Annotated in this window: 26 protein-coding genes; 16 read left to right on the forward strand and 10 right to left on the reverse strand. The window is 68.9% G+C overall.

Going from position 1 to position 25,536, the window contains the following annotated elements; genetic code table 11:
- The first annotated feature begins 4 nt into the window (after positions 1 to 4).
- The 3 genes from AB0F15_RS13480 to AB0F15_RS13490 all read left to right on the forward strand — a co-directional run bounded on the left by AB0F15_RS13480 (position 5) and on the right by AB0F15_RS13490 (position 2,292).
- Positions 5 to 916 (forward strand): ABC transporter ATP-binding protein, encoded by a 912-nt coding sequence (locus AB0F15_RS13480; protein ID WP_360269651.1) that lies wholly within the window; start codon positions 5 to 7, stop codon positions 914 to 916.
- A 23-nt stretch (positions 917 to 939) separates the two neighbouring features.
- Complete coding sequence (locus AB0F15_RS13485) at positions 940 to 1,701, forward strand: ABC transporter permease (protein WP_360269766.1); 762 nt, start codon at positions 940 to 942, stop codon at positions 1,699 to 1,701.
- A gap of 165 nt (positions 1,702 to 1,866) precedes the next feature.
- The gene (locus AB0F15_RS13490; RefSeq protein ID WP_360269653.1) at positions 1,867 to 2,292 is read left to right on the forward strand and encodes a hypothetical protein; all 426 of its coding nucleotides are present in this window, start codon (positions 1,867 to 1,869) and stop codon (positions 2,290 to 2,292) included.
- Positions 2,293 to 2,353: 61 nt separating this feature from the next.
- On the opposite strand, the gene AB0F15_RS13495 is transcribed toward AB0F15_RS13490, so the two are convergent.
- On the reverse strand, positions 2,354 to 2,638 hold the full coding sequence (locus AB0F15_RS13495; RefSeq protein WP_360269655.1) for a YrhK family protein: 285 nt from the start codon (positions 2,636 to 2,638) through the stop codon (positions 2,354 to 2,356).
- Between the two features lie 353 nt (positions 2,639 to 2,991).
- On the opposite strand from AB0F15_RS13495, the gene AB0F15_RS13500 reads away from it, so the two are divergent.
- A complete protein-coding gene (locus tag AB0F15_RS13500; RefSeq protein WP_360269657.1) occupies positions 2,992 to 3,861 on the forward strand; it encodes a trypsin-like peptidase domain-containing protein in 870 nt (289 codons plus the stop codon).
- 59 nt (positions 3,862 to 3,920) lie between these two features.
- Here the strand turns inward: AB0F15_RS13500 and AB0F15_RS13505 are convergent, their stop codons facing one another.
- Complete coding sequence (locus AB0F15_RS13505) at positions 3,921 to 4,457, reverse strand: copper chaperone PCu(A)C (protein WP_360269658.1); 537 nt, start codon at positions 4,455 to 4,457, stop codon at positions 3,921 to 3,923.
- 276 nt (positions 4,458 to 4,733) lie between these two features.
- Between AB0F15_RS13505 and AB0F15_RS13510 the strand changes: the two genes are divergently transcribed.
- Positions 4,734 to 6,194, forward strand: coding sequence for a sugar porter family MFS transporter (locus AB0F15_RS13510; RefSeq protein ID WP_360269660.1), 1,461 nt, complete (start codon positions 4,734 to 4,736; stop codon positions 6,192 to 6,194).
- Positions 6,195 to 6,211: 17 nt separating this feature from the next.
- Complete coding sequence (locus AB0F15_RS13515) at positions 6,212 to 6,604, forward strand: DUF6292 family protein (RefSeq protein WP_360269662.1); 393 nt, start codon at positions 6,212 to 6,214, stop codon at positions 6,602 to 6,604.
- Between the two features lie 27 nt (positions 6,605 to 6,631).
- On the opposite strand, the gene AB0F15_RS13520 is transcribed toward AB0F15_RS13515, so the two are convergent.
- Positions 6,632 to 6,952, reverse strand: a complete 321-nt coding sequence (locus tag AB0F15_RS13520) for an STAS domain-containing protein (protein ID WP_360269664.1) — start codon at positions 6,950 to 6,952, stop codon at positions 6,632 to 6,634.
- Positions 6,953 to 7,241: 289 nt separating this feature from the next.
- Between AB0F15_RS13520 and AB0F15_RS13525 the strand changes: the two genes are divergently transcribed.
- Genes AB0F15_RS13525 through AB0F15_RS13535 form a run of 3 tightly spaced genes read left to right on the forward strand, consistent with a single transcriptional unit; the run spans position 7,242 to position 13,305 of the window.
- Positions 7,242 to 9,050 (forward strand): thiamine pyrophosphate-requiring protein, encoded by a 1,809-nt coding sequence (locus tag AB0F15_RS13525; RefSeq protein WP_360269666.1) that lies wholly within the window; start codon positions 7,242 to 7,244, stop codon positions 9,048 to 9,050.
- Positions 9,047 to 10,183 carry an enolase C-terminal domain-like protein gene (locus AB0F15_RS13530; RefSeq protein WP_360269668.1) on the forward strand — a complete coding sequence of 379 codons (1,137 nt, stop codon included), beginning with the start codon at positions 9,047 to 9,049 and terminating at the stop codon, positions 10,181 to 10,183. The genes AB0F15_RS13525 and AB0F15_RS13530 overlap by 4 nt, the downstream gene beginning before the upstream one ends.
- 14 nt (positions 10,184 to 10,197) lie before the next feature.
- A complete protein-coding gene (locus tag AB0F15_RS13535) occupies positions 10,198 to 13,305 on the forward strand; it encodes an FAD-linked oxidase C-terminal domain-containing protein (RefSeq protein WP_360269669.1) in 3,108 nt (1,035 codons plus the stop codon).
- Positions 13,306 to 13,356: 51 nt separating this feature from the next.
- On the opposite strand, the gene AB0F15_RS13540 is transcribed toward AB0F15_RS13535, so the two are convergent.
- Both AB0F15_RS13540 and AB0F15_RS13545 read right to left on the reverse strand, forming a co-directional pair.
- Positions 13,357 to 13,890, reverse strand: coding sequence for a hemerythrin domain-containing protein (locus AB0F15_RS13540; RefSeq protein ID WP_360269671.1), 534 nt, complete (start codon positions 13,888 to 13,890; stop codon positions 13,357 to 13,359).
- 121 nt (positions 13,891 to 14,011) lie between these two features.
- Positions 14,012 to 14,440 carry an SPW repeat protein gene (locus AB0F15_RS13545; RefSeq protein ID WP_360269673.1) on the reverse strand — a complete coding sequence of 143 codons (429 nt, stop codon included), beginning with the start codon at positions 14,438 to 14,440 and terminating at the stop codon, positions 14,012 to 14,014.
- Positions 14,441 to 14,679: 239 nt separating this feature from the next.
- On the opposite strand from AB0F15_RS13545, the gene ctaD reads away from it, so the two are divergent.
- The 4 genes from ctaD to AB0F15_RS13565 are packed head-to-tail and all read left to right on the forward strand — an operon-like array spanning position 14,680 to position 19,304.
- The gene (ctaD, locus tag AB0F15_RS13550; protein ID WP_360269675.1) at positions 14,680 to 16,386 is read left to right on the forward strand and encodes a cytochrome c oxidase subunit I; all 1,707 of its coding nucleotides are present in this window, start codon (positions 14,680 to 14,682) and stop codon (positions 16,384 to 16,386) included.
- Positions 16,383 to 17,474 carry a Rieske 2Fe-2S domain-containing protein gene (locus tag AB0F15_RS13555; RefSeq protein ID WP_360269677.1) on the forward strand — a complete coding sequence of 364 codons (1,092 nt, stop codon included), beginning with the start codon at positions 16,383 to 16,385 and terminating at the stop codon, positions 17,472 to 17,474. The genes ctaD and AB0F15_RS13555 overlap by 4 nt, the downstream gene beginning before the upstream one ends.
- On the forward strand, positions 17,474 to 19,060 hold the full coding sequence (locus AB0F15_RS13560; protein ID WP_360269679.1) for a ubiquinol-cytochrome c reductase cytochrome b subunit: 1,587 nt from the start codon (positions 17,474 to 17,476) through the stop codon (positions 19,058 to 19,060). The genes AB0F15_RS13555 and AB0F15_RS13560 overlap by 1 nt, the downstream gene beginning before the upstream one ends.
- Positions 19,061 to 19,070: 10 nt before the next feature.
- A complete protein-coding gene (locus AB0F15_RS13565) occupies positions 19,071 to 19,304 on the forward strand; it encodes a hypothetical protein (protein ID WP_360269681.1) in 234 nt (77 codons plus the stop codon).
- An 8-nt stretch (positions 19,305 to 19,312) separates the two neighbouring features.
- On the opposite strand, the gene AB0F15_RS13570 is transcribed toward AB0F15_RS13565, so the two are convergent.
- The 5 genes from AB0F15_RS13570 to AB0F15_RS13590 form a co-directional block, all read right to left on the reverse strand.
- A complete protein-coding gene (locus tag AB0F15_RS13570) occupies positions 19,313 to 20,032 on the reverse strand; it encodes a DUF4396 domain-containing protein (protein ID WP_360269683.1) in 720 nt (239 codons plus the stop codon).
- Between the two features lie 395 nt (positions 20,033 to 20,427).
- Positions 20,428 to 20,886: a hypothetical protein gene (locus AB0F15_RS13575; protein WP_360269684.1), complete on the reverse strand. Its 459-nt coding sequence runs from the start codon at positions 20,884 to 20,886 to the stop codon at positions 20,428 to 20,430.
- Between the two features lie 76 nt (positions 20,887 to 20,962).
- Positions 20,963 to 21,421: a nitroreductase family deazaflavin-dependent oxidoreductase gene (locus AB0F15_RS13580; protein ID WP_360269686.1), complete on the reverse strand. Its 459-nt coding sequence runs from the start codon at positions 21,419 to 21,421 to the stop codon at positions 20,963 to 20,965.
- The gene (locus AB0F15_RS13585; protein WP_360269688.1) at positions 21,418 to 22,611 is read right to left on the reverse strand and encodes an FAD-dependent oxidoreductase; all 1,194 of its coding nucleotides are present in this window, start codon (positions 22,609 to 22,611) and stop codon (positions 21,418 to 21,420) included. The genes AB0F15_RS13580 and AB0F15_RS13585 overlap by 4 nt, the downstream gene beginning before the upstream one ends.
- Positions 22,612 to 22,630: 19 nt before the next feature.
- Positions 22,631 to 23,185, reverse strand: a complete 555-nt coding sequence (locus AB0F15_RS13590) for a TetR/AcrR family transcriptional regulator (RefSeq protein ID WP_360269689.1) — start codon at positions 23,183 to 23,185, stop codon at positions 22,631 to 22,633.
- Between the two features lie 109 nt (positions 23,186 to 23,294).
- Here AB0F15_RS13590 and AB0F15_RS13595 point away from each other — a divergent pair, with 109 nt between their 5' ends.
- The 3 genes from AB0F15_RS13595 to AB0F15_RS13605 are packed head-to-tail and all read left to right on the forward strand — an operon-like array spanning position 23,295 to position 25,533.
- Positions 23,295 to 23,975 (forward strand): response regulator transcription factor, encoded by a 681-nt coding sequence (locus AB0F15_RS13595; RefSeq protein ID WP_360269691.1) that lies wholly within the window; start codon positions 23,295 to 23,297, stop codon positions 23,973 to 23,975.
- Complete coding sequence (locus AB0F15_RS13600) at positions 23,972 to 25,336, forward strand: HAMP domain-containing sensor histidine kinase (protein WP_360269693.1); 1,365 nt, start codon at positions 23,972 to 23,974, stop codon at positions 25,334 to 25,336. The genes AB0F15_RS13595 and AB0F15_RS13600 overlap by 4 nt, the downstream gene beginning before the upstream one ends.
- Positions 25,333 to 25,533, forward strand: coding sequence for a hypothetical protein (locus AB0F15_RS13605; protein WP_360269695.1), 201 nt, complete (start codon positions 25,333 to 25,335; stop codon positions 25,531 to 25,533). Before AB0F15_RS13600 ends, AB0F15_RS13605 begins: the two co-directional genes overlap by 4 nt.
- The last annotated feature ends 3 nt before the right edge of the window (positions 25,534 to 25,536 follow it).

Raw genomic sequence — 25,536 nt, forward strand, 5'->3', positions numbered from 1 at the left:
ATACGTGAACGACAGCCTGGCCGTCGACGCCGAGCACCTGACCAAGCGGTACGGCGACGTCGTCGCGGTGGACGAGCTGTCGTTCACGATCGCGCCGGGCCAGATCTACGCGCTCCTCGGGCTGAACGGCGCGGGCAAGACGACCACGATCCGGATGCTGCTCGGCATGGTGCGCCCTACCGGCGGCCGTGTGTCGCTGCTGGGCAACCGGATCCGCCCGGGCGTCTGTGCGGTGTGGTCGCGCGTCGGGTACCTCGTCGAAGCCCCGGCGGCCTACCCGGACCTGACGGTCACCGAGAACCTCGAAACGGTCGCCCGACTGCGCGGCCTGACCGGCGACAAACCGATCACCGCCGTGATCGCGCGGCTCGGCCTCGAACCCTACGCACACCGCCGCGCGCGGACGCTGTCGCTCGGGAATGCGCAACGGCTCGGGCTGGCCAAGGCGCTGATCCACCGCCCGGAGCTGCTCGTGCTGGACGAACCCGCCAACGGCCTCGACCCCGCCGGCGTCGCCGAAATCCGCACCCTGCTCGGCGAGCTGGCCCGCGACGGCGTGGCGGTGCTGCTGTCCAGCCACATCCTCACCGAGGTGGCGAGGCTGGCCACCCGGATCGGCGTGCTCGACCGCGGCCGGCTCGTCTGGACCGGTGACACCACCGACCTGGTGGCCCAGGCGCGCCCGCGGCTGAGCGTCGTCGTGCGCGACCGGGCCGCGGCCGCGGCAGCCTTGCACACCGCCGGCCACGCCCCCGCAGCGGAGGGCGAGGGCCTGCTCCTCGACAGCGAGCACGCGCTCGCTCACCCCGACGAGATCGCCACCCTCCTCGTCGCCGCCGGCTGTCCGCCCCTCCGCCTGGCCGTCGAACAGGACGACCTGGAGACCTGCTTCCTGCGCCTGGTCGGGCCGCAGTGAGCGCGGCGACGGTCGCCGTCCGGGTGGAACTGCTGAAAGCACGCCGCTCCCGACTTTCATGGGTGACCTTCGGTGCCTTCACCCTCGTCGGCGCGTTCGGCGGGCTGATCATGTTCATCTTGCAGGACCTCGGGCGCGCGCGATCCCTCGGGCTGCTCGGCACGAAAGCCGCGCTCACCGCCAGTACCGCCGACTGGACGGCGTACTTCGCGCTGCTGGGCCAGATCGTCGCGGTCGGCGGCGCGGTGCTGTTCGGCCTCGTCGTCGTGTGGATCTTCGGCCGCGAATTCAGCCAGGACACCGCGAAAGACCTGCTCGCCCTGCCGACCGCGCGCACCACGATCGTCGGCGCGAAGTTCACCGTCGCCGCCGGCTGGTCCCTGCTGCTCGCCGGCTATCTCTTCCTGCTCGGCCTGCTGATCGGCACCCTCATCGGCCTCCCCGGCTGGTCGGCCGCGGTCGCGCTCACCGGGCTGGCGAAACTACTGGTCACCGCGGTGCTGACGATCCTGCTGGTGACGCCCTTCGCGCTGGCCGCCAGTGCCGGGCGCGGTTACCTCCCCGGAGTCGCCGCGATGATCGCCGCGGTATTCCTGGCCCAGGTCATCGCCCTGCTCGGCTACGGCCGGTACTTCCCGTGGTCGGTCCCCGCGCTCTACAGCGGCATCGCCGGCCCCGCGAGCGATCCGCCCGGCCCGTTCGGCTTCGGCCTCGTCGTCCTGGTCGGCGTCGCCGGCATCGCTGCCACCGCGGCCTGGTGGCGCCACGCCGATCACGACCGCTGACCCTTCTGAGATGTCCGAAATGCGCTCGAGTGTCACACTGGCCCGGTGCGCCCTGGTTTCCTGCTGCCGGTGACGGAGCGCCATGCCGCACTGCGCCGCAGCACGAGGGTGGCCCGGTGGGCCGCGGCGGGTGCAATCGGCGCGTCGACCGGCATGGTGTTCACCTTGGTCATCGACGCCTGGGCGGCGGTGATCACCGGCATGCTGACCGTACTCGGCGGACTGCATCGCGACCGGCGCCACGGCTGTCTCCCGGAACTGTGGCCCACCGATCCCGGCTTCTACCGGTTCGTCACCTCCGTGAGAACCCTCCAACGCCACGGCTGGCTCGTCTTCCCCACCGCGGCCGGCTACGTCGTCGCCGGCGTCCGCGGCGCCTTCCTCGTGGAGCACATCGTCGCTGTCGAGGAGCCCGTCCAACGCCGCACGGCTGCGGTCCGTAACAGCGCTCAACGGCTCGGCGCCGCTGTTTCAGCTCCCGTGCGGGCCGTGCTGACCGTCAACTCCCCGGCCGACGGGCCCGGCCTCGATGGCGACGTGACCGCACTCCCCGCACGACACCTCGGCGAGTTGTTCGATAGGGATTTCTGACAATTCCGCACTCACGTGCCTTTGGACTTCACCGAGGAGCCGGGGCACGAATACCACGCAATCACGCCCTTGACGACGAGGATTGGGTCCGACCTTCCCAGCGTACCGACGTCCGGCTTCGGTCGCCGGGAGCGCCATTGAGCCGGTGCCGTTCGTACACGTAGACCGCCTGCCCCACGGCACCGAGCAGCATTCCGAACGATCCGGCGATGAACAGCCAGATCGCGACGACTTCGGTCGCGTGCCACACGAACAGGACACTGCCCACGAAAAAGATCGCGTTACCTATCACTCCGATAGCCAGGTGCACCGCGGGGAATTCGCGGATGAAGGACTTGGCGTCCACGGCTGACTCTCCTCCCGTCACGGTCCGGACGCGGCCGATCCGCGCCGTCCGGGATCGACTACCCCGCACCCGGGCCGGCAACACTGTTGGCTTGATCAACAGTTCGTTATCGCATGTTTCACGACCGTGATGAGCTCCTGACGAGCGGCCAGCTTACGATTCCGTCAGGTACGTGTCTCTGCGTTCCACCCGGGTATCTCGGCGCCATGCCGAAACTCAGCGCCCTCGCACCGGCCGCCGCCGCACTCGTGCTCCTCGGCGGCTGCAGCGGAACCCCCTCGAACCCGCCCTCAACGACAGCCACCCCCTCGAACCCGCCAAGCGCAGCACCGGCCGGCAACCTTCCCGATCTGGTGGAACAGCTCGGCCCGAGCGTCGTCACCATCACCGTCGCCAACGGGCTGGGCAGCGGCGTCGTGCTCAAGCCGGACGTCATCGTCACCAACCGGCACGTCGTGACCGACCAGAAGCAGGTCTCGATCACCTACGCCGACGGCACGCAGTCCCCCGGCACCGTCCTGGCTACCGATCAGATCACCGACCTCGCGGTGATCCGCACCGACCGCAAGAACCTCCCGGCTCCCCAGCTGCGCACCGACCTACCCCGCCCGGGCGAAACCGTCCTGGCCATCGGCAGCCCGCTCGGATTCGAAAACACCGTCACCTCGGGAATCATCTCCGGTCTCCACCGCGACGTGCCGGGCTCGACCGCCCAGAGCGCCTCGCTGGTCGACCTGATCCAAACCGACGCCGCCATCTCGCCCGGCAACTCCGGCGGCGCGCTGCTCGACACCTCCGGGCAGCTGATCGGCATCAACGAGGCCTACCTGCCGCCGAGCACCGGCGCGGTGTCGATCGGCTTCGCGATCCCCACGGCCACCATGGTCGACACGACCGACCAGCTGCTGAAGTCGGGCGTGGCGAAACACCCCTACCTCGGAGCGTCCATCGGACGCCTCACCCCGGCGATCCAGCAGCGTCTCGGCGTTCCGGTCGACCAGGGTGCGCTGGTTCTCGGTGTCGATCCCCACGGGCCGGCCGACGCGGCCGGCATCCGCGCCGGTGACGTCATCGTCAAGTTCGCCGGCCAGGCCGTACGGTCCGTCGACGACCTGCTGACGGACCTTCGCGCCCACGATCCCGGCGCCCAGGCCGCGCTGGAGATCGTCCGCGGAAGCAACCACCAGCAGGTCACCGTCACGATCGGCAGCCGAACCGGCTGAAAGAAAATGTGGTCGAGCAGGGCCAGCTTCTCCAGCATCGCACTGGCGGCGCAACCTGGTCACCAACCAGCCACGCCGCTCCCGGCACCGGTTCGGTCGAGGCACTCCAGCGGCCCCGGTGCGTCATGCCCGTCCATGGGGTGGCGCACCTTCGCCTGGACCGTGACGGTTCCGGCGTGGGCGAAAGTGAAGGTGACCGGAAGTGTGGTCGCCACGACGGTCCGGTCAAGGCCGGTCATCTCGGCGTAGTAGGGGCCGCGCCGGTTGCCGGACGCCCCGGGAACGACCGGTACCCCGTTCCGGGCCGGCAGCGGCAGGTGGGAGGCCTGTTCGGCCGTCCCGTCACAAGCGCGGTCCCAGTGCAGGGTGACCGCTGTCGCCGCCGTACTGTCGACGGTGGTCAGCGCCTCGTCCGTCGAGCCGCGGTTGACCAAGGTGAACCGGACCCGGGCGGCTTCCCCCTTCCGGTAGTCACCATCCGGCGACGGCAGCAGGTACACGTTGAGCAGCGAAAGCTGCCCGAATTCCACATTGGTGCCCAGCGTGCCGGCCGGCACGTTCGGGGCCGGAGCGTACGTGGGCGGCCGCGGTGACACCGGCCGTTCCCCCAGGTGCAGGCCGATCGCTGGACGAACACCCGGAGGCCATCACGACCGAGCAGACCGCGGCCCAGACCCCGCTACGGGCCACTCGGCGGCCCTGTTGCCGACCGGACCGGAATCGGCGTCCGTCTTGGTTGCGCTCCTCGCTCGTCCGGACATGGCTTTTGCACCATCGAGTTGTCATCACGTTCCTCTTCGCGTTCAGCGTGGACCGTCCAATACGTCCGGATAGCCCGCATGGCAACGGAAAACGAGCGCAGAACCTGACGATTGCCTGACGATCCAGAGCCGGGGTTTCCCGTCGGCGACCACGGGCAACCGCCAGGACGCGGCCCGGAAGCGAAGCGGAAGGACGATCACATGAGCGGCTTCATCGCCACCATCCGCGAGGGTAACAATGCGCTGATCGCCCGCATCGCCGCGATAGCCGCCATCGGCGGCATGCTCTTCGGCTACGACACCGGTGTCATCTCCGGGGCGCTCCTCTACATCAAACGGGATCTCGGGGCGGGCACCTTCGAGCAGGAGCTCATCGTCAGCTCCCTCCTCGTCGGCGCCATGCTGGGCGCTGCGCTGTCGGGGTGGACGGCCAAGCGCATCGGACGGCGCTGGACGAAAGTGATTTCCGGATCGGTGTACGTCGTCGGCTCGCTCGGGTCCGCCTTCGCTGTCTCGGTCCCGATGCTCGTCGGCTTCCGGGTACTGCTCGGCCTGGCCGTGGGGACCGCCTCCTTCGTCAGCCCGCTGTACATCTCCGAGATGGCGCCGCCCCGCATCCGCGGCGGCCTGACGTCGTTCAACCAGCTGGCCGTCACTCTCGGCATCCTGGCGGCGTACCTGGTCAACTATGCTTTTTCCGGCGTCGCGCACGATTGGCGATGGATGCTCGGTCTCGCCGCGCTGCCCGGAGCCGCCTTGGCCGTCGGCATGCTGACCGTGCCCTCCTCTCCGCGGTGGCTGGTCCAGCAGGGACGCGAAGAGCAGGCGCGCCGCGTCGTCGAGCGACTGCGCGAAGGCGACCCACACGCCGATGTCGACACCGAACTCGACGACATCCGCACTGCCGCCAGGGACACCGGCCGGACCGGCATCGGCGCTCTGCGGACTCGGAAGCTCAGGCCACTGCTGCTCATCGGCCTCGGCCTCGCACTGGCCCAGCAGTTCGTCGGCATCAACACAGTGATCTACTACGCTCCGACGATCCTCTCCGCGACCGGGCTGAGTACCGGTGGCGCCATCGGGCAGACCGTCTTCGTCGGGGTCACCAACGTCGTGTTCACCGCGATCGCCATCGTGCTGCTCGACCGGGTCGGCCGTCGGGGCCTGCTGCTCACCGGCACGGCCGGCATCGTGCTCGGCCTGGCCCTTCTCGGCGTGTTCTTCCTCGTACCCGGCCTGCAGCACCGGGCTCCGTGGCTGGCCCTGGCCGCGCTGCTGCTCTACATCGCTTCGTTCGGCATCGGCCTCGGCCCGGTCTTCTGGCTGATGATCTCCGAAATCTTCCCGCTGCCCGTCCGGAACATCGCGATGTCCGCCTGCACGGTCGGCAACTGGGCCGCCAACTTCGTCGTCTCCCTGACCTTCCTGTCGCTGGTCCAGGTGATCACGCGGCCGGGCACGTTCTTCCTCTACACCGGCATCAGCCTGCTGGCCCTGCTGTTCTTCTGGCGGAAGATCCCCGAGACCAAGGGACGCAGCCTCGAACAGGTCCAGCAGGAGCTCACCGGCTGAACGACCGAGGTGGCCTCATGCCTTTGATCAGCAAACCCGAACTCCCTTCGCCGGAAGAGCGGGCCCTCGCCGCTTACGTCCGGGTCGTCGCCGCCGCACTGGGAGTGGCGGACGACGACACCGGCAGCGAGGTCAGCGAAGTGGCGTCGGGATTCGTCCTGCTGTCGGAACGGACACCCGACCGAACTCCCCGGGATCTGATTCTCACCTGGGACGACCGCCACGGCTGGGAGCTCGTGGGCGAAGAGGACCGCGGGGTCATCGCGGCCTTCCGCGGCAACTTGCTGCCCCAGCCACACGAGGTGGCCAGGTTCGTCGCCGATGCCCTCCGCGGGCGTGACGCGCAACCCGAGCCACGAGTCCCCATCGACGATCCGCTCAGCGCGCTACTCGACCGCTACGGCGAGTAAGAAGGCATTAGGCGGCTCCGAAGGCGATCAGAGCCCGACCATTGCGAAGTACCGGCCGACGCGGCCGGCCGGCGCACACATGTGCACCGTCCGCCCCTGTGCCGCCAGCCGGTCGCGGACTGCGACGAGACGGCCGAGAACCGAGACACTGACAAACGAAACGTCACGAAAGTCCAGCACGAGATCATCGCCCGGGGCCGAAGCCGTCGCGCTCTCTCTCACGCACTCGACAAGGCCGTCGGCGTCAAGGGTGTCGACTTCGCCCGCGACCGTGATGACAACGGCTCCCCTCGTGCGACGACGACTGATCACCGCATCCTCACCCCCGGCTGGCACAGGATTCTCCACCGGTCATCCTCCAACGGTTTCCGAATCATCGTGACGGCCGCGAGTGAACCGCCTCCACAGACGTGCTCTACCTTCTCACGCCAAAGGCCGGCTGCACCTGACGAAATTCTTTCGATCAAGGAGTGCCGACCATCGGCGATCATTTGTTCGTACAACAATTGGCTGATGCATCTCGGTTCGGTAACGACCGCGGTGCCCTGGCGCGTGGAACGCAGGCAGCCGGGTAGCCGCCGCGTAGCGCAGCTGCGCTCGCTGCCCGAAGCCCGACGAACCCAGAGAGCTGGAGCCGATGACAACGAAGGTGGCCGACTACGTCCTCGACCGGATTCGCCAGTGGGGGGTGCACCGCGTGTTCGCCTATCCAGGGGATGGGATCAACGGACTGCTCGGCGCCTTCGACCGTGCGAACGGCGACCCGGAGTTCATCCAGCCGCGCCACGAAGAAATGGGTGCGTTCATGGCCTGCGCGCACGCCAAGTTCACCGGCGAGGTGGGCTGCTGCATGGCCACGTCCGGCCCTGGCGCGGTCCACCTGCTCAACGGGCTGTACGACGCCAAACTCGACCACCAGCCGGTCGTGGCGATCGTCGGACAGCAGAAACGCACCGCCCAAGGCGCGCACTACCAGCAGGAAATCGCGCTGGAGAACCTGTTCGCGGACGTCTCGGAGTTCGTCCAGGTGTGCATGCACCCAGGTCAGGTCCGGCACGTGATCGACCGCGCCTTCAAGACCGCGCTGACGATGCGCGGGGTCGCCACGATCATCGTCCCGGAGGACATCCAGGAGGAGAAGGCCCAGCCCGCACCGCCGAAGGAACATGGCTCGGTGTTCTCCAGCGTCGGCTGGAGCAAGCCGCGGATGCTGCCGGACGAAAACGAGCTGCGGCGCGCCGCCGACGTCCTCAACGAAGGCGAGAAGGTCGCCATCCTCATCGGACAGGGCGCTGCGGAAGCCGCCGCCGAAGTGGTCGAGGCGGCGGAGCTGCTCGGTGCGGGCGTCGCCAAGGCCCTGCTGGGCCGGGAGGTGCTGCCCGACGATCTCCCGTTCGTCACCGGGCCCATCGGCCTGCTGGGCACCAAGCCGAGCGACGAGATGATGACGAACTGCGACACCCTGTTCATGATCGGCACCAGCTTCCCGTACAGCGAATGGCTGCCCGACGAGGGTCAGGCCCGCGGCGTGGAGATCGACATCGACGGCCGGATGATCGGCATCCGGTATCCGATGGACGCCCACCTGGTCGGCGATTCCCGCGAAACCCTCAAAGCGCTCATTCCACTGCTTAAGCGCAAATCGGACCGCAGCTGGCGGGAGAAGATCGAAAAGGACGTCCGGACCTGGAACCGGACTCTCGACGACCGGGCGGGACAGCACTTCGGCGGCGAAATCAATCCGCAGGCGGTGGCCCACGAGCTGTCGCCGAGGCTGCCGGACGACTGCATCCTGACCGCCGACTCGGGCTCGGCCACCAACTGGTGGGCCCGCCATCTCAAGCTGCGCCCCGGCATGCGAGCCTCGCTGTCCGGCACGCTCGCCACGATGGGTCCAGGCGTGCCGTATGCGATCGGTGCCAAGTTCGCCTACCCGGACCGGCCAGTGATCGCCTTCGTCGGTGACGGCGCGTTCCAGATGAACGGCATGAACGAAATGATCACCGTCAAGCGCTACCTCGACCGGCTCAGCGGCGGACGGCCTCCGCTCGTCTTCTGCGTGTTCAACAACCAGGACCTCAACCAGGTGACCTGGGAGCAGCGAGCGATGGCCGGTGATCCGAAATTCGAGGGATCGCAGTCGATCCCGGACGTGCCCTACGCGCGGTACGCGGAACTGCTGGGTTTGCGCGGCATCTACTGCGAGAAGCCGGACGAGGTAGGCGCCGCCTGGGATGAGGCTCTCGCCAGTGACCGCCCGGTCGTGCTCGAGTTCAAGGTCGACCGGAAGTTCGCACCGATTCCGCCGCACATCATGTACGAGCAGGGCAAGAAGGCGGCCAAGGCGGCGCTGCACGACCCGGAGAAGGTCGGCATGGGGGTGCGGGGGTTCCGGCAGAAGCTGTCCGAGTTCTACGAGAAGCTCCCCGGCCGGGACAGCGAATGACCCCGAGCTCCACGAGCGTGCCGGTGGACCGCGTGGACGTCCACGCGTTCACCGTGCCGACGGACGGACCGGACGGGGTCGAGGAAGACGGCATGCTGCGCTGGGACAGCACCACCATGGTTTTGGTACTGGTCCACGGCGGCGGCTTGACCGGCCTCGGCTACACCTACGGCGAACCCTCGCTGGCCCGGTTCGTCGAGGACAAGCTGGCGCCGGTCGTGTGCGGCCGGGACGCGTTCGCCCCCGCGGCGAGCTGCCACGCGATGTTCACGGCGATCCGGAACGCCGGCCGTCCGGGGCTGGGCGCGATGGCCGTTTCGGCGGTGGACATCGCGCTGTGGGACCTGAGCGCCCGGCTGCTCGACGTCTCGCTCGCGCTGCGGCTGCCCGCCTTCCACGACCGGGTGCCCGTCTACGGCAGCGGCGGCTTCACGAACTACCCGCCGGCCCGGCTGACCGACCAGCTCGCGGGCTGGGTGGAACAGGGCATTCCCCGCGTCAAGCTGAAGACGGGCCGGTCTCCGGACGAGGACCCGCGACGGCTCACCGAAGTCCGGCGCGCGGTGGGTGACGAGGCCGAGCTGTTCACCGACGCCAACGGCGCCCTGACGGTCAAGCAAGCCCAGTACTGGGCCGCCCGCTACCACGAAGAGTGGGACGTGCGGTGGTTCGAGGAACCGGTGAGCTCCGCCGACCTCGAGGGTCTGCGACGCGTGCGGGACCGGGCGCCCGCACGCCTGGAAGTCGCGGCCGGCGAGTACGGGTTCGTCCTGCGGGACTTCACGAATCTGCTGGACCACGCTTCGGTGGACTGCCTGCAGGCGGACGTGACCCGCTGCGGCGGCATCACCGGCGTGCTCTCCGTGGCCGGCCTCGCCTCCGCGAGGCAGATCGACCTGTCCGCGCACTGCGCGCCCGCGGTCTCCGCGCATGCCTTCTGCGCTGTGGAACGGCTCCGCCACCTCGAGTACTTCCACGACCACACCCGGATCGAAAGCCTGCTGTTCGACGGCGTCTTGACCCCGAAAGACGGCGCTCTGCACCCCGACCCGGACCGCCCCGGTCTCGGGCTCGCGGTCAAGTGGCCGGACGCCGAGCCGTACCGCGTCCACGGCACCATCCCAGCCCACTAGCACACGAGGTCCACATGAAACGGTTCCTGGACGTCCCGGCCAAGACGTCACCCGAGATCCCCGGGCCCCCGCGGGCCACCCACCGCCTGCCGGTCGCCGACCTCGAGCGGGCCCTCGCCGAGGCCGTGACCGGGGAAGTCCGGTTCGACACCGCGTCGCTGGCCCTCTACGCCCACGACGCCTCCAACTACCGGCAGGTCCCGATCGGCGTCGTGATCCCCAAATCCCTCGACGACGTGGTAGCCACCCACCAGGTCTGCCACCGGTTCGGCGCGCCGATCGTCAACCGCGGGGGCGGTACGAGCCTGTCCGGTGAGACCGTGAACTACGCGGTCGTCATCGACCACTCCAAGTACCTCACCCACATCGGCGAAACCGACGTCGAACACCGGCGTGTCCTCTGCCAGCCGGGGGCGATCAACGAAGACGTCAACCGGTCGACCGGCAAGCACAACCTCGTGTTCGGCCCCGACCCGTCCTCGCACTCGCGGTGCGTCATCGGCGGGAACATCGGCAACAACTCCTGCGGGATCCACTCCGTCCAGTCCCAGCTCTACGGCCCCGGCCCCCGCACGTCGGACAACGTGCACGCTCTGGAGGTGGTCACCTACGACGGTGCCCGCTTCTGGGTCGGCGTCGACGAAGAAGCGCAGCTGGACGAGATCATCGCCGCAGGCGGCCGCAAGGGCGAGATCTACGCCGCCCTGCGGGACCTGCGCGACCGCTACGCCGACCGGATCCGGTCCGGGTTCCGCTCGGCCGAGGAAGTCCCCCGTCGGGTCTCCGGCTTCAACCTCGACGAACTCCTGCCCGAGCGGGGCTTCAACGTGGCCCGGGCCCTGGTGGGCACCGAAAGCACCTGCGTCACCGTCCTGCAGGCCGAGCTGCTGCTCACCCCCGCCATGCTGGAGCGCACCCTCGTGGTGGTCGGCTACGACCACCTGCCCGCCGCCGCCGAACACGCCATCGAGATGGTCGCCACCTGGCGGCCGATCGGTTTGGAGGCCCTCGACCGGGAACTGATCGACAACCAGCAGGAACTGGCCATGAACGTCGACGATCTCGCCGAGCTGCCCTACCGGCAGGGCAACGCCTGGCTGCTCGTCCAGTTCGGTGCGGACACCCCGGACGAATCGATCCGGCGCGCCGAGGAGTTCGTCGACTGGCTGGTCCGGGACAAGGGGTACGCCCGCGACCGGGTGCTGGTGGCGCGCAGCGTCCAGGACGGCGGCAGCAGCGAGCACCTGTGGACCATCCGGGAAAGCGGGCTGGGATCCACGGCGTTCCCCCAAGGCAAGGACCACTGGCCGGGCTGGGAGGACTCCGCGGTACCCCCGGCCCGGATCGGCAGCTACGTCACCGCACTGCGTGAGCTGATGGACCGGCATGGCCTGCACGGCGCGATGTACGGCCACATGGCGCAGGGGTGCATCCACTCCCGCATCGACTTCGACCTGCGCACCAAGAACGGCATCGCCAACTACCGGTCCTTCATGGAAGAGGCCGCCGACCTCGTCACCTCCTTCGGCGGATCGCTGTCGGGTGAGCACGGCGACGGCCAGCAACGCGCCGAGTTGCTCGATCGCCAATACGGCTCGGAACTGGTCCAGGCGATGCGCGAGTTCAAGCTCATCTGGGACCCCCAGGCCAAGATGAACCCGGGCAAGGTCGTCGACGCCTACCGGCTCGACGAAGACCTCAAGCTCGGCACCGGCTACAACCCGCCGCGGCCTTCCACCCGCTTCGCCTACGCCGAGGACGGCGGCGACTTCGCCCACGCCACCCTGCGTTGCGTCGGCGTCGGGAAGTGCCGGGTCCCGCACGCCGAAGAGACCATGTGCCCCAGCTACCAGGTCACCCGCGAAGAAAAACACAGCACCCGCGGACGGGCCCGGCTGCTGTTCGAGATGCTCCAAGGCGACGTCATCACCGACGGCTGGCAATCCCGCGAGGTCGCCGACGCGCTCGACCTGTGCCTCGCGTGCAAGGGCTGCACCAACGACTGCCCGGTCAACGTCGACATGCCGACCTACAAGGCCGAGTTCCGACAGCACCACTACAAGTCACTGCGCCGCTGGCGCCCCCGCCACGCCTACGCGTTCGGCTTCATCGACCAGGCCGCACGGCTGGCGTCCCGCTTCCCCGAGCTGGTCAACTTCGTCACCCAGACCCCCGGCCTGGCCCACCTTGCACGGTTCGCCGCGGGCATCGACCAGCGCCGCCCACTCCCCCGCTTCGCCCCGATGACGCTGCAGGAGTGGTACCGCCGGCGCGGCGGTCCCGCGAACCCCGGCGGCCGTCCCGTTGTGCTCTTCCCCGACACGTTCAACAACCATCTCCACACCGATGTCGGCGTCGCCTGCGTCGAGGCGCTGGAAGCCGCGGGCTGGCGGGTGATCATGCCGGAGAAGCACGTCTGCTGCGGCCGTCCCCTGTACGACTACGGGTTCCTGGACGCCGCGGAACACTACCTCCGCCGGGTCCTCGACGAGCTGCGGGACTACGTGCGCGCGGACATTCCCGTGGTCGGCATGGAGCCGAGCTGCCTGGCCGTGTTCAAGGACGAACTGACCAAGATGCTCCCGCACGACGACGACGCGAAACGCCTCAAGGCCAACGCCTACCACTTCGGCGAGTTCTTCACGAAGTTCGACGTCACTCCCCCGCCGCTCGAAGGGCGGGCGCTGCTGTGGGGACACTGTCACCAACGCGCCACCGGCGGAACCGATCCGGACCGCCGGCTCCTGGAACGCATGGGTCTCGAGGTCACCGACCTCAAAGGCGGGTGCTGCGGGCTCGCCGGGTCCTGGGGCTTCGAGTCCGGGAAGTACGGCATCTCGATGGACTGCGGCGAGCAGGCCCTGCTGCCGGCGGTCCGCGAGGCCGACCCGGATTGTCTCGTCGTCGCCGACGGCTTCTCGTGTCAGACCCAGATCGCCGATGCCGGCAGTGGACGGACGGCCTTGCACACCGCTCAGGTGCTGGCCTTGGCGCGCGGATCCCGGGACAAGGACAGCCGACCACGCCCGTCAGCGCTCCGCCGCGCCGGCCGGATGGCGGCGCCGGTTCTCGGAGTCGCGGCGGCGGTGACCGGAACCGCGTATCTCGCCAGGCACCGGTAACACGCAAAGGGGGCCGGACTGCCAAGGCCCGGCCCCCTTCGACGGCACGCTTCACACACGGATGCCGAGCCAATCGCGAACACCGTCACGCACGCGGTCGAACACACCCAGCGGCGGCCCCGCGAGCAGGTTCACCGGGGCCGACTCGCCGACGCGGGGATGGGGACGCGTCGGCGCGGCGGCCTCCGCGGCCCGCAAGGCGCCCGCCATCCGCATGAGGTCGTCAGGCGACATGCGCTCCCGCAAGCGCGGGAACTCGTCGGCCTCTTCTCGCTCGGCGTGCTCGGTTACGGACGCAGCGAACTCGGCGAACCGGGTGTCGAAGTCCGGGTGAGTGGCGCCCAGCCCGTACAACTCGGCCAGCACGTGCTTGGCCTCGTTCTCTTCGGTCAGCCGGTCGGCGACGATCGGCGAGTCCGATCCGACGACCCGCCGGCTGGTCGGGTGCACCACGATCTCTTCCGCGCTTTCGTGGACCGCGAGCAGCCGTACCAGGTCTTCGAAGACAGCCTGCTTGGTGTCGCGCTCGGCGGTTTTCAGCCGCTCGAGCATCGTCTTGATTTCCTGGTGCTGCGCGACCAGCAAGTCCACGATGTCAGGTTTGCTATTCACTGTCATGTTTGTCCCTTCCATGGCTCCCCGCACCTCCGTCGGGGAATGGCGGACCGGATTCCCGACCCGCCATTCCGGGAAACGGCACTGGATGTCAGCGTTTCTTCGGCGCCTTGGCTTCGAGTGCGATGACCCCGAAGCCGAGCAGGCAGGCGATGCCGCCCGCGATCGCGTTGTTGACCACGATCGGGGTCGTCGTCCCGGTCTGCTGCACCGCGAACGGAGCCACCACGACCCACGCCCCGAGCAGCGGCGTCACCCACGCGATCGTGTGGGTATGGCTGTAGGCGGCCGAAAAGCCCGCTCCGAGCAGGGCCAGGGCCAGGCCGGAGATGAGAGTCGTCACGGACATGTCACCGTAGTGACTGAAGCCCACCACCCACGGTGACATCGCGATGTACAGACCGCTGATCAGCACGAGGCCGCCGACCAGCCTCGCCTGCGGCGTCTCCGCGGCTTGTTCGTAGGCCGCACGCATGGCCAAGAGGTCCGGGTGCCCCTGAATGGGAGTCGAAGTAGTCAATGTGTTCACCCTCTCGTCGTTGTCGGGGTTTCCTCCTCTCTCGGGATACCGGCACAGCCCCGTGACAAACGGCCGCAATCTGACGATCTCGTCAGGTTGCGCCACCACGGATCGACCGGAACCGTTAGCTATGGAAACAAAAAAAACGAGGCGGCCCCAAGGACAATCCAACGGTTGAAGTCTCGCGGGAAGGGGTACTCGGGACCGTCCCGGCCGAGCCAGCAGTTGCGAGGTACCCGATGACCCGGACCCGAACCGTCGAGACCCGGCTCGCGCCGGAGCCGGTCCGCCGGCCGCGTGCGTCGTTCGGGACGTCGCTGCTGCGCCTGATCAGCACGACCGACCACAAGGACATCGGCATCATGTACGTGGCCACCACGTTCGGGTTCTTCCTGTTCGGCGGCGCGCTGGCCATGCTGATGCGCGCCGAGCTGGCGCAGCCGGGGATGCAGGTGGTGACGGCCGAGCAGTACAACCAGCTCGTCAGCATCCACGGCACCATCATGCTGCTGCTGTACGCGACGCCGAACGCGCTCGGGTTCGCCAACTACCTCGTGCCGTTGCAGATCGGCGCGCCGGACGTGGCGTTCCCGCGGTTGAACGCCCTGTCGTACTGGCTGTTCCTCTTCGGCGGTCTGCTGGTCATCGGCGGGTTCCTGACCCCGGGCGGTGCCGCGGACTTCGGTTGGACCGCCTACGCCCCGCTGCACAGCGCGGCGGAAAGCCCCGGCGTCGGCGCCGACCTCTGGGCGGCGGGGCTGATCCTTTCCGGAATCGGCACCATCCTGGCCACGGTCAACATCGTCACGACGATCGTCTGCCTGCGCGCGCCCGGCATGGTCATGTGGCGGATGCCGCTGTTCACCTGGAACATCCTGTTCACCAGTTTCCTGATCCTCGGAGCGTTCCCCATCCTCACCGCGGCGCTGTTCGGCATGCTGGCCGACCGGCACCTCGGCGCCCACGTGTTCGACCCGGCCAACGGCGGCGCGGTCCTGTGGCAGCACCTGTTCTGGTTCTTCGGCCACCCCGAGGTCTACATCGTCGCCCTGCCCTACTTCGGCATCGTGAGCGAGATCTTCCCCGTCTTCAGCCGCAAACCGCTCTTCGGGTACAAAGCACTCGTCTGGGCGACCATCACGATCATGGGCCTCTCGTTCTCCGTCTGGGCCCACCACATGTTCGCCACCGGTGCCGTGCTGCTGCCGTTCTTCTCCCTCACCTCGTTCCTCATCGCGGTGCCGACCGGCATCAAGTTCTTCAACTGGATCGGCACGATGTGGCACGGCCAGATCACCATGCGCACCCCGATGATCTTCGCCATCGGGTTCCTGGTCACCTTCCTGCTCGGCGGCCTGACCGGAGTGATCCTCGCGTCACCGCCGCTGGACTTCCAAACCCACGACAGCTACTTCGTCGTCGCCCACCTGCACTACGTCCTGTTCGGCACGATCGTGTTCAGCACGTTCGCCGGGATCTACTTCTGGTTCCCGAAGGCGTTCGGTCGGATGCTGAACGAGCGGCTGGGACGTTGGCACTTCTGGCTGACCTTCATCGGGTTCAACCTGACTTTCCTGGTCCAGCACTGGCTCGGCGCGATGGGCATGCCCCGCCGCATCGCGGACTACCACCCTACCGACGGCTTCACCACCCTGAACGTGGTTTCGTCCGTCGGCGCGTTCACCCTCGGCGTGTCGATGCTGCCGTTCCTGTGGAACATCGTGCGGAGCTACCGCTACGGCGACCCGGTCCGCGTCGACGACCCGTGGGGCTACGGCAACTCACTCGAATGGGCGACCTCGTGCCCCCCGCCGCGGCACAACTTCCACGAGCTCCCCCGCATCCGCAACGAGCGGCCCGCCTTCGACCTGCACTATCCCGACGAGGTGGAACGGATGAAGACGGACCGGTACGTCCACTGGTTCTCGAAGGGATCGGACAAGTGAACGACGACGAGGGCCGGGAACGTCGCCGGACGTTCCTCCGCAACGCGGCGGAAATGGACGGCGTCCGGCTCGAAACCTACGCCGACCGCTGGCCGATCGCCGGCACCAGGGCGGAACGGCGCGCCCGGCACCGGACCATGGCGTGGTTCGGCCTCGCGGTGTTCGGCGCTTTGTGCTTCGTGGCCGTTTACCTGGTCTGGCCGTGGCGCTACGTACCACCGCTGGGGCACGACGCGACGGGTTACCACCTCTACACCCCGCTGCTGGGCGCCACCTTCGGCCTTGCCCTGCTCGGGCTCAGCTTCGGCATCGGCACCTACGCCCACCACTTCCTCCCGAAGGAAAACGCGATCCAGGAACGGCACGACGAGCCGTCCTCGCAAACCGACCAGGACGCGACCGCCGCCATCCTGCACGAAGCACGCGAAAGCGCCGGGCTGACCCGCCGCTCCTGGATGGCCCGGACCGTCGGTGCCGCCGCCGGCGCCTGCGGCCTCGGCGCGGGCATCGGGGCGATCGGCTCCTTCGTCAAAGACCCCTGGGACCAGCCGTCGAGCCCACAGTCGCTGTGGCACACGGCGTGGGCTTCACCGACCGGCGAGGCCGTGTACCTGCGACGGGTGACCGGCCAAGCCGACGAAGTACACCTGGTCCGTCCCGAGGACCTCGCCCCCGGGGCCGTGCTGGTCTGCGTCCCCTTCCGCGAGTCCGAACGCGACGACCCCGAGAAGCTGCACGAAGCCCTGCGGCGTGCCGACAGCCCGGTCAACCTCGTCCGCCTCTTCCCCGGCACTCCGGTAACCCCGCGATCCGGCCAGGAGAACTTCAACTGGCAGGACTTCTACGCCTACTCGCGCATCTGCACACACCTCGGCTGCCCCATCGGCATGGACCTGGCCAAGGAGAACCGCCTGATGTGCCCCTGCCACAGCTCGCAGTTCGACCTGCGCGCCGGCGCCCGCCCGGTCTTCGGCCCGGCCGTGCGGCCCCTGCCGCAACTACCGATCACCGTCGATGCAACCGGCAACTTCCGGGCACGCGGCGACTTCACCGAACCGATCGGACCCTCGTTCTGGGAGCTGGGCTGATGGCGGAAGAACCACGCAAGTCACCGGCCCCGGTCCTCGCCGCGCCGCTGCGCTGGACCGAGGACCGCATCCACTTCTCCAGCGGTCTGCACACCCAGCTGAACAAGGTCTTCCCCGGCCGCTGGTCGTTCATGCTGGGCGAGATCGCGCTCTACAGCTTCGTCGTGTTGCTGATCTCGGGCACCTACCTCGCCTTGTTCTTCGACCCCTCGATGACCGAAGTCACCTACCACGGCGACTACACCCCGGCCGACGGGCTGCTGATGTCCCGCGCGTTCGCCAGCACCTTGGACCTGTCGTTCGACGTGCGCGGCGGCCTGCTCATGCGCCAGATCCACCACTGGGCAGCGCTGGTGTTCGTCGCCGCCATCCTCGTCCACATGATGCGGATCTTCTTCAGCGGCGCCTTCCGGCGGCCCCGGGAGGCGAACTGGGTCGTCGGGCTCCTGATGCTGGTCATCGCCATCGTGGAGGGCTTCGCCGGCTACTCCATGCCCGACGACCTGCTGTCGGGCACCGGCCTGCGCATCGCGTCCGGGATCATGCTGGCCATCCCGGTGCTGGGCAGCTGGATCCACTGGCTGGTCTTCGGCGGCGAGTTCCCCGGCGACCAGATCCTCCCCCGGCTGTTCACCGCCCACGTCTTCCTCCTCCCCGGCCTGCTCGTCGCCCTGGTCTCCGTGCACCTCGGCCTGGTCTGGCGGCAGAAACACACCCAGCGGCCCGGGCCGCAGCGCACCGAACGCAACGTCGTCGGCACCCGCATCGTCCCGTCGTTCGCCGCGAAGAGCTCCTCCCTGTTCGTCGCCGTCGCGGGCGTGCTGACCCTGATGGGTGGCCTGTTCCAGATCAACCCGATCTGGAACTACGGCCCGTACAACCCGCTGCAGGGCTCCGCCGGGTCGCAGCCCGACTGGTACATCGCCTGGGTCGACGGCGCCGCGCGGATCTGGCCGGCCTGGGAGGTCACCCTCGGCGGCTACCGCATCCCGGCACCGTTCTGGCCCACCGTCGCCATGCCGGTCACCGTCATCTTCCTCGCCATGTGCTACCCGTGGATCGAAAAGCGGCTCACCGGGGACCGCGCGCACCACAATCTGCTCGACCGTCCCCGGGACGCCCCGGTGCGCAGCGGGCTGGGCGCGATGGCCCTGACCTTCGTGACCATCCTGCTGGCGTCGGGGTTCAACGACGTCATCGCGCTCGAATTCGACTTCAACCTCGACGTCGTCGTGTGGGTCGGCCGGTTCGCCATCCTGCTCCTGCCGCCGCTGGCCTACGCCGTCACCTACCGCGCGTGCCGCGGCCTGCAGACCCGGGATCTCAAGATCCTGCGTGAAGGCATCGAGACGGGGATCGTCGTCCGGCGCCCTGACGGCCAGTTCGTCGAGATCCACCAGCCGCTGGGCTCGGTTCGCGAGGACGGCGAGCGCGACAAGCCCGGCTACGCGGGCGCTCCGGTGCCCAAACGCATGAACGACCTCGGCCTGGCCGGCAGTCCGCTGGCCGGCGGGCTGATCTTGCCGGACCCGCCCGAGGAGACCGAAGCGCTCGACCGCGCCCGGTCGGCGGGTTCGGAGAGCTGAAGGAGGTCCGATGCCCACCCGCGAATCCCCTGAAAAACGGTTGTTCCGCCCCTTGGTCACGGGCGCGGTGGTGAGCGTCGCCGCGCTGGCCGGAATGGGCACGACCGCGCTGCTCCGCAGTCACGGCACTGGGCCGGTGGCGGTCTTCGCCGGAGCGTTCGTGCTGGCGGTCAGCGTGTCCGCCGCACTGGTCCGCCGTCGGCGGCGGACCAAGACCTGGCCGGGAACCAACCTCACCCGATGACCGGGGGGTCACATCCGTTCCTTGATGCCCTTGCGGATCAGCCACACGTTGACCGGGTAGGAGGTCAGGAACCCGATCACCATGCCGATCTGCATGAGGAACCAGTACGTCACGTGGTCGGGGTGGAGGTGCGGCTCGGGAAAGAAGACGAACGACATCAACGCCATCCAGCCGAAGAGGCCGATCTCGAAGCTGGTCAAGGAAAGCACGTCCGCCTTGGCGGCCTGGACGATACCCTCGCGAAAGCCGAGACCGCGCATCGGCGCGATGGCCAGGTACTGGAAGACGATGCCGAGAAGCAAAGCGAGCACGAAGTCGCCGACGTATTCGGCCAAGAGCGTGCTCCCGGCCAATTGGACCCCGAGCAGGAACACGCCGAACTCGGCGATGATGTCGCCCAGCGTGCACCCGGCACCACAGTGCGAGGTACCCAGTGCGGCCGGGACCCAATGGGGCGGATCGGCCGGCTCACGCCCGTGTTCGCGCTGCCATCGAGCGGACTTCGGGCGCCCCCAGCGAACGTAGGCCCAAATCGCGATCGGCCCGAAGTACAGCGCAGTAACCGGCCAGACGACGCCCATGATCGCCATGGGTGGCCGGTAGCCGCGGCCGTAGATGTCGATGACCAGCCAGGCGCCACAAAGGACAGCCACGGCGATCGCGATCCAGGACAGGCAAAGCAGCCACGTCGGTACCATGTCTTCCGGATCGCCGCTCGCCGGGAGCATCAAACATCCAGCGGTGCAACGATTCCCACCACGCGTTGCGGTGAGCGACGTCGTCGCACAGCGCCCGTCGGACTGGGGGCCGGTACACCAGGGAGCTCGGGCACCGGTTTCGCCGCCGAACGCTTCAGGTCGGCGGCGATCTCCACCAAGCCGGAGTGGGTGCGACGTCGGAGGCGGTGATGCCATAGCCGTGCTCGACGCTCCGGTAATGGTCCTAAAGCACGGCGATCGGGGTGGCCGTCACGGTCGGCGTCGATCGCTGCGACGGAGTCACCGACCTGATTGGAGAGCAGGCCGGCGCCGAGGGCGGGTGGCGCGAGCACCCCGCCGGCAGGACGCCGGCCACCACGTACAGCGCGGCCGGCCGCGCGGGACGGGAACGCCGCATTCTCGGCTCAGGCGCTGCGCTTCATCGGCGACAAAGCACGCCGGTCCGCTTCTTCCGCGGCCGCCAAGTGCCGGCGGGCCGCCGCCTCGTCGCCGGCCGCACTCGCCGACTGGGCCGCGGCGCGTTCGTGGTGGGCTTCCGCCCGGCGGATCGCCGCGAACGACTCCTCCACCAACCGCGCCCACTGTGGAGTGTGACGCGGGTACCGCCGTGCTTCGTCACGAGCTTCGGCGGCTGCGGCGAGTTCCTGATACGCCATCGCGTGGCACGAGGCGACTTCCGCGAGCACGCGCTGCTTCTTGCCCCGGTACAGACCATCGGGTTCGATGCCGGTCTCCAGCTCGACCGCCAGCCTGCGGTGCGCTCCCGCCGCTTCCCAGACCCGTTCCGCGTCCAGGCGCAGCCGGCGGACCTCCGGAAGCTCCCAAGTTACAGAAGTCTCCTTCACCGCTACGTCGGTCGTCATGTCGTGGTCACCTTCCTTCTTCCTCGCTCGGGTTCCACCCTGACACGGAAAGAGGGGGTTTCAACTGACGACTGCCTTACGATCGCGGCCGGAGTCCGACCAGCGGCAGCTGCCGCGCCATCCGGCGGCGGGCGAGATCGCTGCCGTTGTAGCGCCACCCCAGCAGCTTTCCCAGCGCAAACCGCAGAACCGGGGCAGCCAGGCGGTTGCGGTGTTCGTACCCGGCGATGACCACGACAGCCTCGTCTTCGCCGAGGACACGGTGTTCGGCCGGAAACCGGCACCGTCCGGCGATCACCTCGACCGGCGGCCGGGCCTGGATGTTCTGGAACCAGTCCGCTCCGGCACCGAGCCCGGCGACCACGACGTACTCGTCGTCGTTCGTGCCGACGACTTCGAGGACCGTCCGGTACATCCGCCCGGAGCGCCGTCCGAGGTGGGTCAGGCAGAGGAACCGGCGGCCGAGTACCCAGCCGAGCCCGCGGTCGTAGAGCCGGACCGGCGCGCGAAAGACCCAACGCAGGACGCGGTTCATCGCGTTGCTCCGGCGGCGGTGCGGCGAAGGTCGGCGACCAACGCGGTGGGTTTGCCGGCGAGCACGGTCGCCACGTACCGGTCCAGCAGGGGAAGCCGGGACAGTCGGAGCACAGTCCTGCGGACCACGAGCTGAAACGGGCTCGCCGGAAGGAACCACCGGGCGCTCCGACGGGCGACGTCCTGCTTTTCCGCGATGACCGGCCGCAGCAGGCGCTCATACTCGCTGAAGGCGTCACTGATCGAAATTCCCCGGGCCAGTTGCTCACCCAGAACGTAGGCACCGGCGACACCGAGCGAAGCGCCCTGACCGGCCAGCAGGGAAACCGCGTAGCACGCATCGCCGACAAGCACGATCCGCCCACTGCTCCACCTCGGCATTTCGACCTGAGCCACCTGGTCGTAATACACGGCCTCAGCAGGTGGACAGCGACGCAGCGCGCGGGGAACCAGCCAGCCCAGCGAGCCGTACTCTTCCTGGAGCGCCGACCGCGGATCCTCGGGCAGTCTCCGATCTTCGGTCCGGTGCACGGCGAACGCGGCCACCCGACCGTCGCGAAGCCCGTAGAAGCCCATCTGGCGGCCGATGCTGTCGGTCAAGCAGAAGCGGTCTCCCACGACCGCCGCGATATCCGGATCGGCCAGCACGAACGCCGCGGTGTGGAAGCCCATGTACCGCACGAAACGCTCGTCTTCGCCGAACGCCAGCCGCCGGACGGCCGAGTGGACGCCGTCGGCGCCCACGGCGACGTCCGCCTCGACCACGTGGTCGCCCGCGGTCACCCGGACCCGGTCGCCGAGGTCGTCGACCGCCGTGACTCCCGCGCCGAATCGCAGGTCCACATCGGACGGTAACTGCTCCCGCAGGGCCCGTTCCAGGTCCGGCCGCATGATGCCACACAGCCGGTCCCGCATCGTGCGGGCGAAGGCCGCGTACCGGATCGCCGCGCGGCGGCGGCCACGGTCGTCGAGCAGGCTCGCCTCCTCGACCCGGTAGGCCAGCTCCCGGATCCGGGGCAGCAGGCCCATCTGCTCGGCCGCGTCGAACCCCGCCCCGAAGAAGTCGATCATGTAGCCCTGTTCACGCGGAGCCGGTGCGCGCTCCAGCACGACGACCTCGACGCCCTCGCGCGCCAGCTTGTTCGCCAGCGCCAAGCCGGTGATCCCGGCCCCGCACACGACAACCTTCATCGTTTCGTCTCCTTCGCGTTCAGACGAGCCGCCGCAGCACACCAGCCACATCCGGAGCCGCCTCCGGGCCGATCGCGCGATGGAGCAGCAGTCCGTCGACTGCAGCAGCGAGCACCGCCGCCGTGTCTTCGGGTTGCGCAACGCCGAGTTGCCGCATGCGGTCGCTGACCACCGCGCGAAGGTCGGCGAGCACCTGGGCCATCCCGGCCTGCAACCCGTCGTCCCGCGTCGCCGCCAGGTAAGCCTCGACGAACAGCAGTGACGTCGGGTCGGCGCCGGTGTACTGCTCCACCGCCGCAACCATCGCGTCGACCAGCTCTCCGGCGCTGCCGACCGCAGCGACCAGCGGCTCGAACCCGGCCGCCACCGCTCGCATCGCCCCCAGCACGGCTTCCACCAGAACGGCTTGCACGGACGGGAAGTGGTAGTGGACGACGCTCGGCGTGACACCGGCCCGTTCGGCCAGCACGCGGGTGCTCACGGCGGTCCATCCCCGCTCCGGGATCAGCTCGATCGCCGCCGCGACCAGGCGGCGGCGGACGGCTTCGCCACGAGCAGCAGCCGGTGACGTCATCAATCCTCCAACCAGGTCGATCGCCCTGAACAGTCGTCCTACTCGGCGAACCCAGACTAACACAACTGTTCGTTAGTGCAACAATTTGTCTCCTGCTAGAATTCTGAAGATGCCCACGCGTGTTCTGCTCGTCGAGGACGACGCCATGATCAGCGAAGCGTTGAGCCTCGCGCTGGCCGACGAGGACTTCGACATCCTCGCCGCCGCCACCGGCGAGGATGGCCTGGACCTGCTGGAATCCAGCTCCGTCGACGTGGTGCTGCTCGACCTCATGCTGCCGGGGATCGACGGGCTCACCGTCTGCCGGAGGGTGCGCGAGCGCGGCGACCTGCCCATCATCGTCATCACCGCCCGCACCGACACGCAAGACGTCATCGCGGGCCTCGAAGCCGGCGCCGACGACTACGTCACCAAACCGCTGGTGGCCGGCGAGCTCGCGGCCCGGATCCGTGCCCTCCTGCGCCGCACGGCGTCGACACGACCGGCCCGGTTCAGCCTCGGCAGGCTCGAGATCCGGCCCGATGAGGAAGCCGTCCACCGCGACGGTGTCCCCGTGCACCTCACGCGCACCGAGTTCCGCCTGCTGACCGAACTGGCCGCGGCCGAAGGCAAGGTCGTGACCCGCGAGGAGTTGCTGCAGCGCGTGTGGGGACACGACTACTTCGGGGACACACGGTTGCTCGACGTCCACATCAGACGGCTGCGCCGCAAGGTCGAACCCGATCCCGACTCGCCGAGCCTGGTACTGACCGTGCGCGGCAGCGGCTACCGCATCGCCCCCGAGCCGTGATCCGGCGGCTGTCCCTGCGCTGGCGCGTCGCGGCCGCGTTCGGTGTCGGCCTGGCCCTGGTGATGACCGTGCTCGCGGTGGCGACCTGGAACCTCACGACCGGCTACATGCTCGACCAGCGCGAGCAGAGCGTCACCCGCCAATCCGAGGTCAACGTCCGCCTCGTCGACGCCGCACTGGCCGATGACTCGGAGGGGCTTGAAGAGCTGCTCACCGGCTTGGCCACCGGGCCCGACTCGTCGGTCCTGCTGTCGCGGCCCGCCGGGTGGCTCACCAGCGGCCGGCAGGTCGATCCCGCCGTAGTGCCCAAGGGCCTGGTCGACCAGGCCCATCACGGCGTGGCGGCGCGGCAGCGGTTCAGCGCCGACGGGATCCCTGTGCTCGGCGTGGCGACGCCGGTCGGCCGCGACGGCAGCATCTACGTCGAACTCTATCCGCTCCTGGAACTGGACCGCGCGTTCCGCTACCTCAGCACCCTGCTCATCACCGGCACCGTCGTAGCCGCACTCTTCGGCGTCGGCCTCGGCGCCTGGGCCGCCCGCCGGGCGCTTCGCCCGCTGACCGCTCTCACCGAGGCCGCGTCCCGGGTCGCGCGGGGCGACCTCTCGGCCCGCCTGCCCGATCAGGCCGACCCGGACCTGGCCCCGCTGGCCACGAGCTTCAACACGACCGCCGGGCAGCTCGAGCAACGCGTCCGCCGGGACGCCCGGTTCGCCTCCGATGTCAGCCACGAGCTGCGGTCCCCCCTGACGACCATGGTGAACGTCAGCGAGGTGCTCGAACGCCGGCAGGACGCCATGCCGGCGACGGCCCAGCGAGCCCTGCGGCTGCTGCGGTCGGAGCTGCGGCGGTTCCAGCGGATGGTCGTCGACCTGCTCGAGATCTCACGGGCCGACCAGGACGAGGCCGGCAGCGCTGTCGAACTGGTCGACCTCGGCGAGCTCGTCCGCAACGTCGTCGACAGCCACCCCTCTTCCGACGTCCGGATCGAGACCGGCCCCGACACGCCTCTCGTCGTTGCGGACCGCCGCCGGATCGATCGGGTGGTGGCCAACCTGCTCGACAACGCCGACCACTACGGCGGCGGCGCGGTCGCGGTCACCGTCCGCCGCCACGGCGACCACGCCCGCATCGAAGTCGACGACGCCGGCAGCGGCGTCCCGCCTGCCCTGCGCGAACGCATCTTCGAACGGTTCGCTCGTGGCCTGCACGCCGCCCGTCGCGACCAGGACACCGGGAGCGGCCTCGGCCTGGCCATCGTCGCGGACCACGTGCACCGCCACAACGGTCATGTCTGGGTCGAGGACCGGCCCGGCGGCGGCGCCCGCTTCGTCGTCGAGCTCCCGGAGGCCACGACATGAAAACCACCCTCGCGCTGCTGACCCTGCTGTGCGTCACGAGCTGTGGAGTCACCACCGAAGACGAGCCGGAACCGATCACCACCCCGGTGCCCACGGCGACCCCGACGGTGACGAGCAGGCCCGCGCCACCGACGCCGTGCCCGCCCGAATCGTCAGCCAGTCGTCAGGTGCAGGCTCCGCCGACGCCCACACAATGAGGA

Origin of the sequence: Amycolatopsis sp. NPDC026612 (genome assembly GCF_040638285.1) — a bacterium.
GTDB lineage: Bacteria > Actinomycetota > Actinomycetes > Mycobacteriales > Pseudonocardiaceae > Amycolatopsis.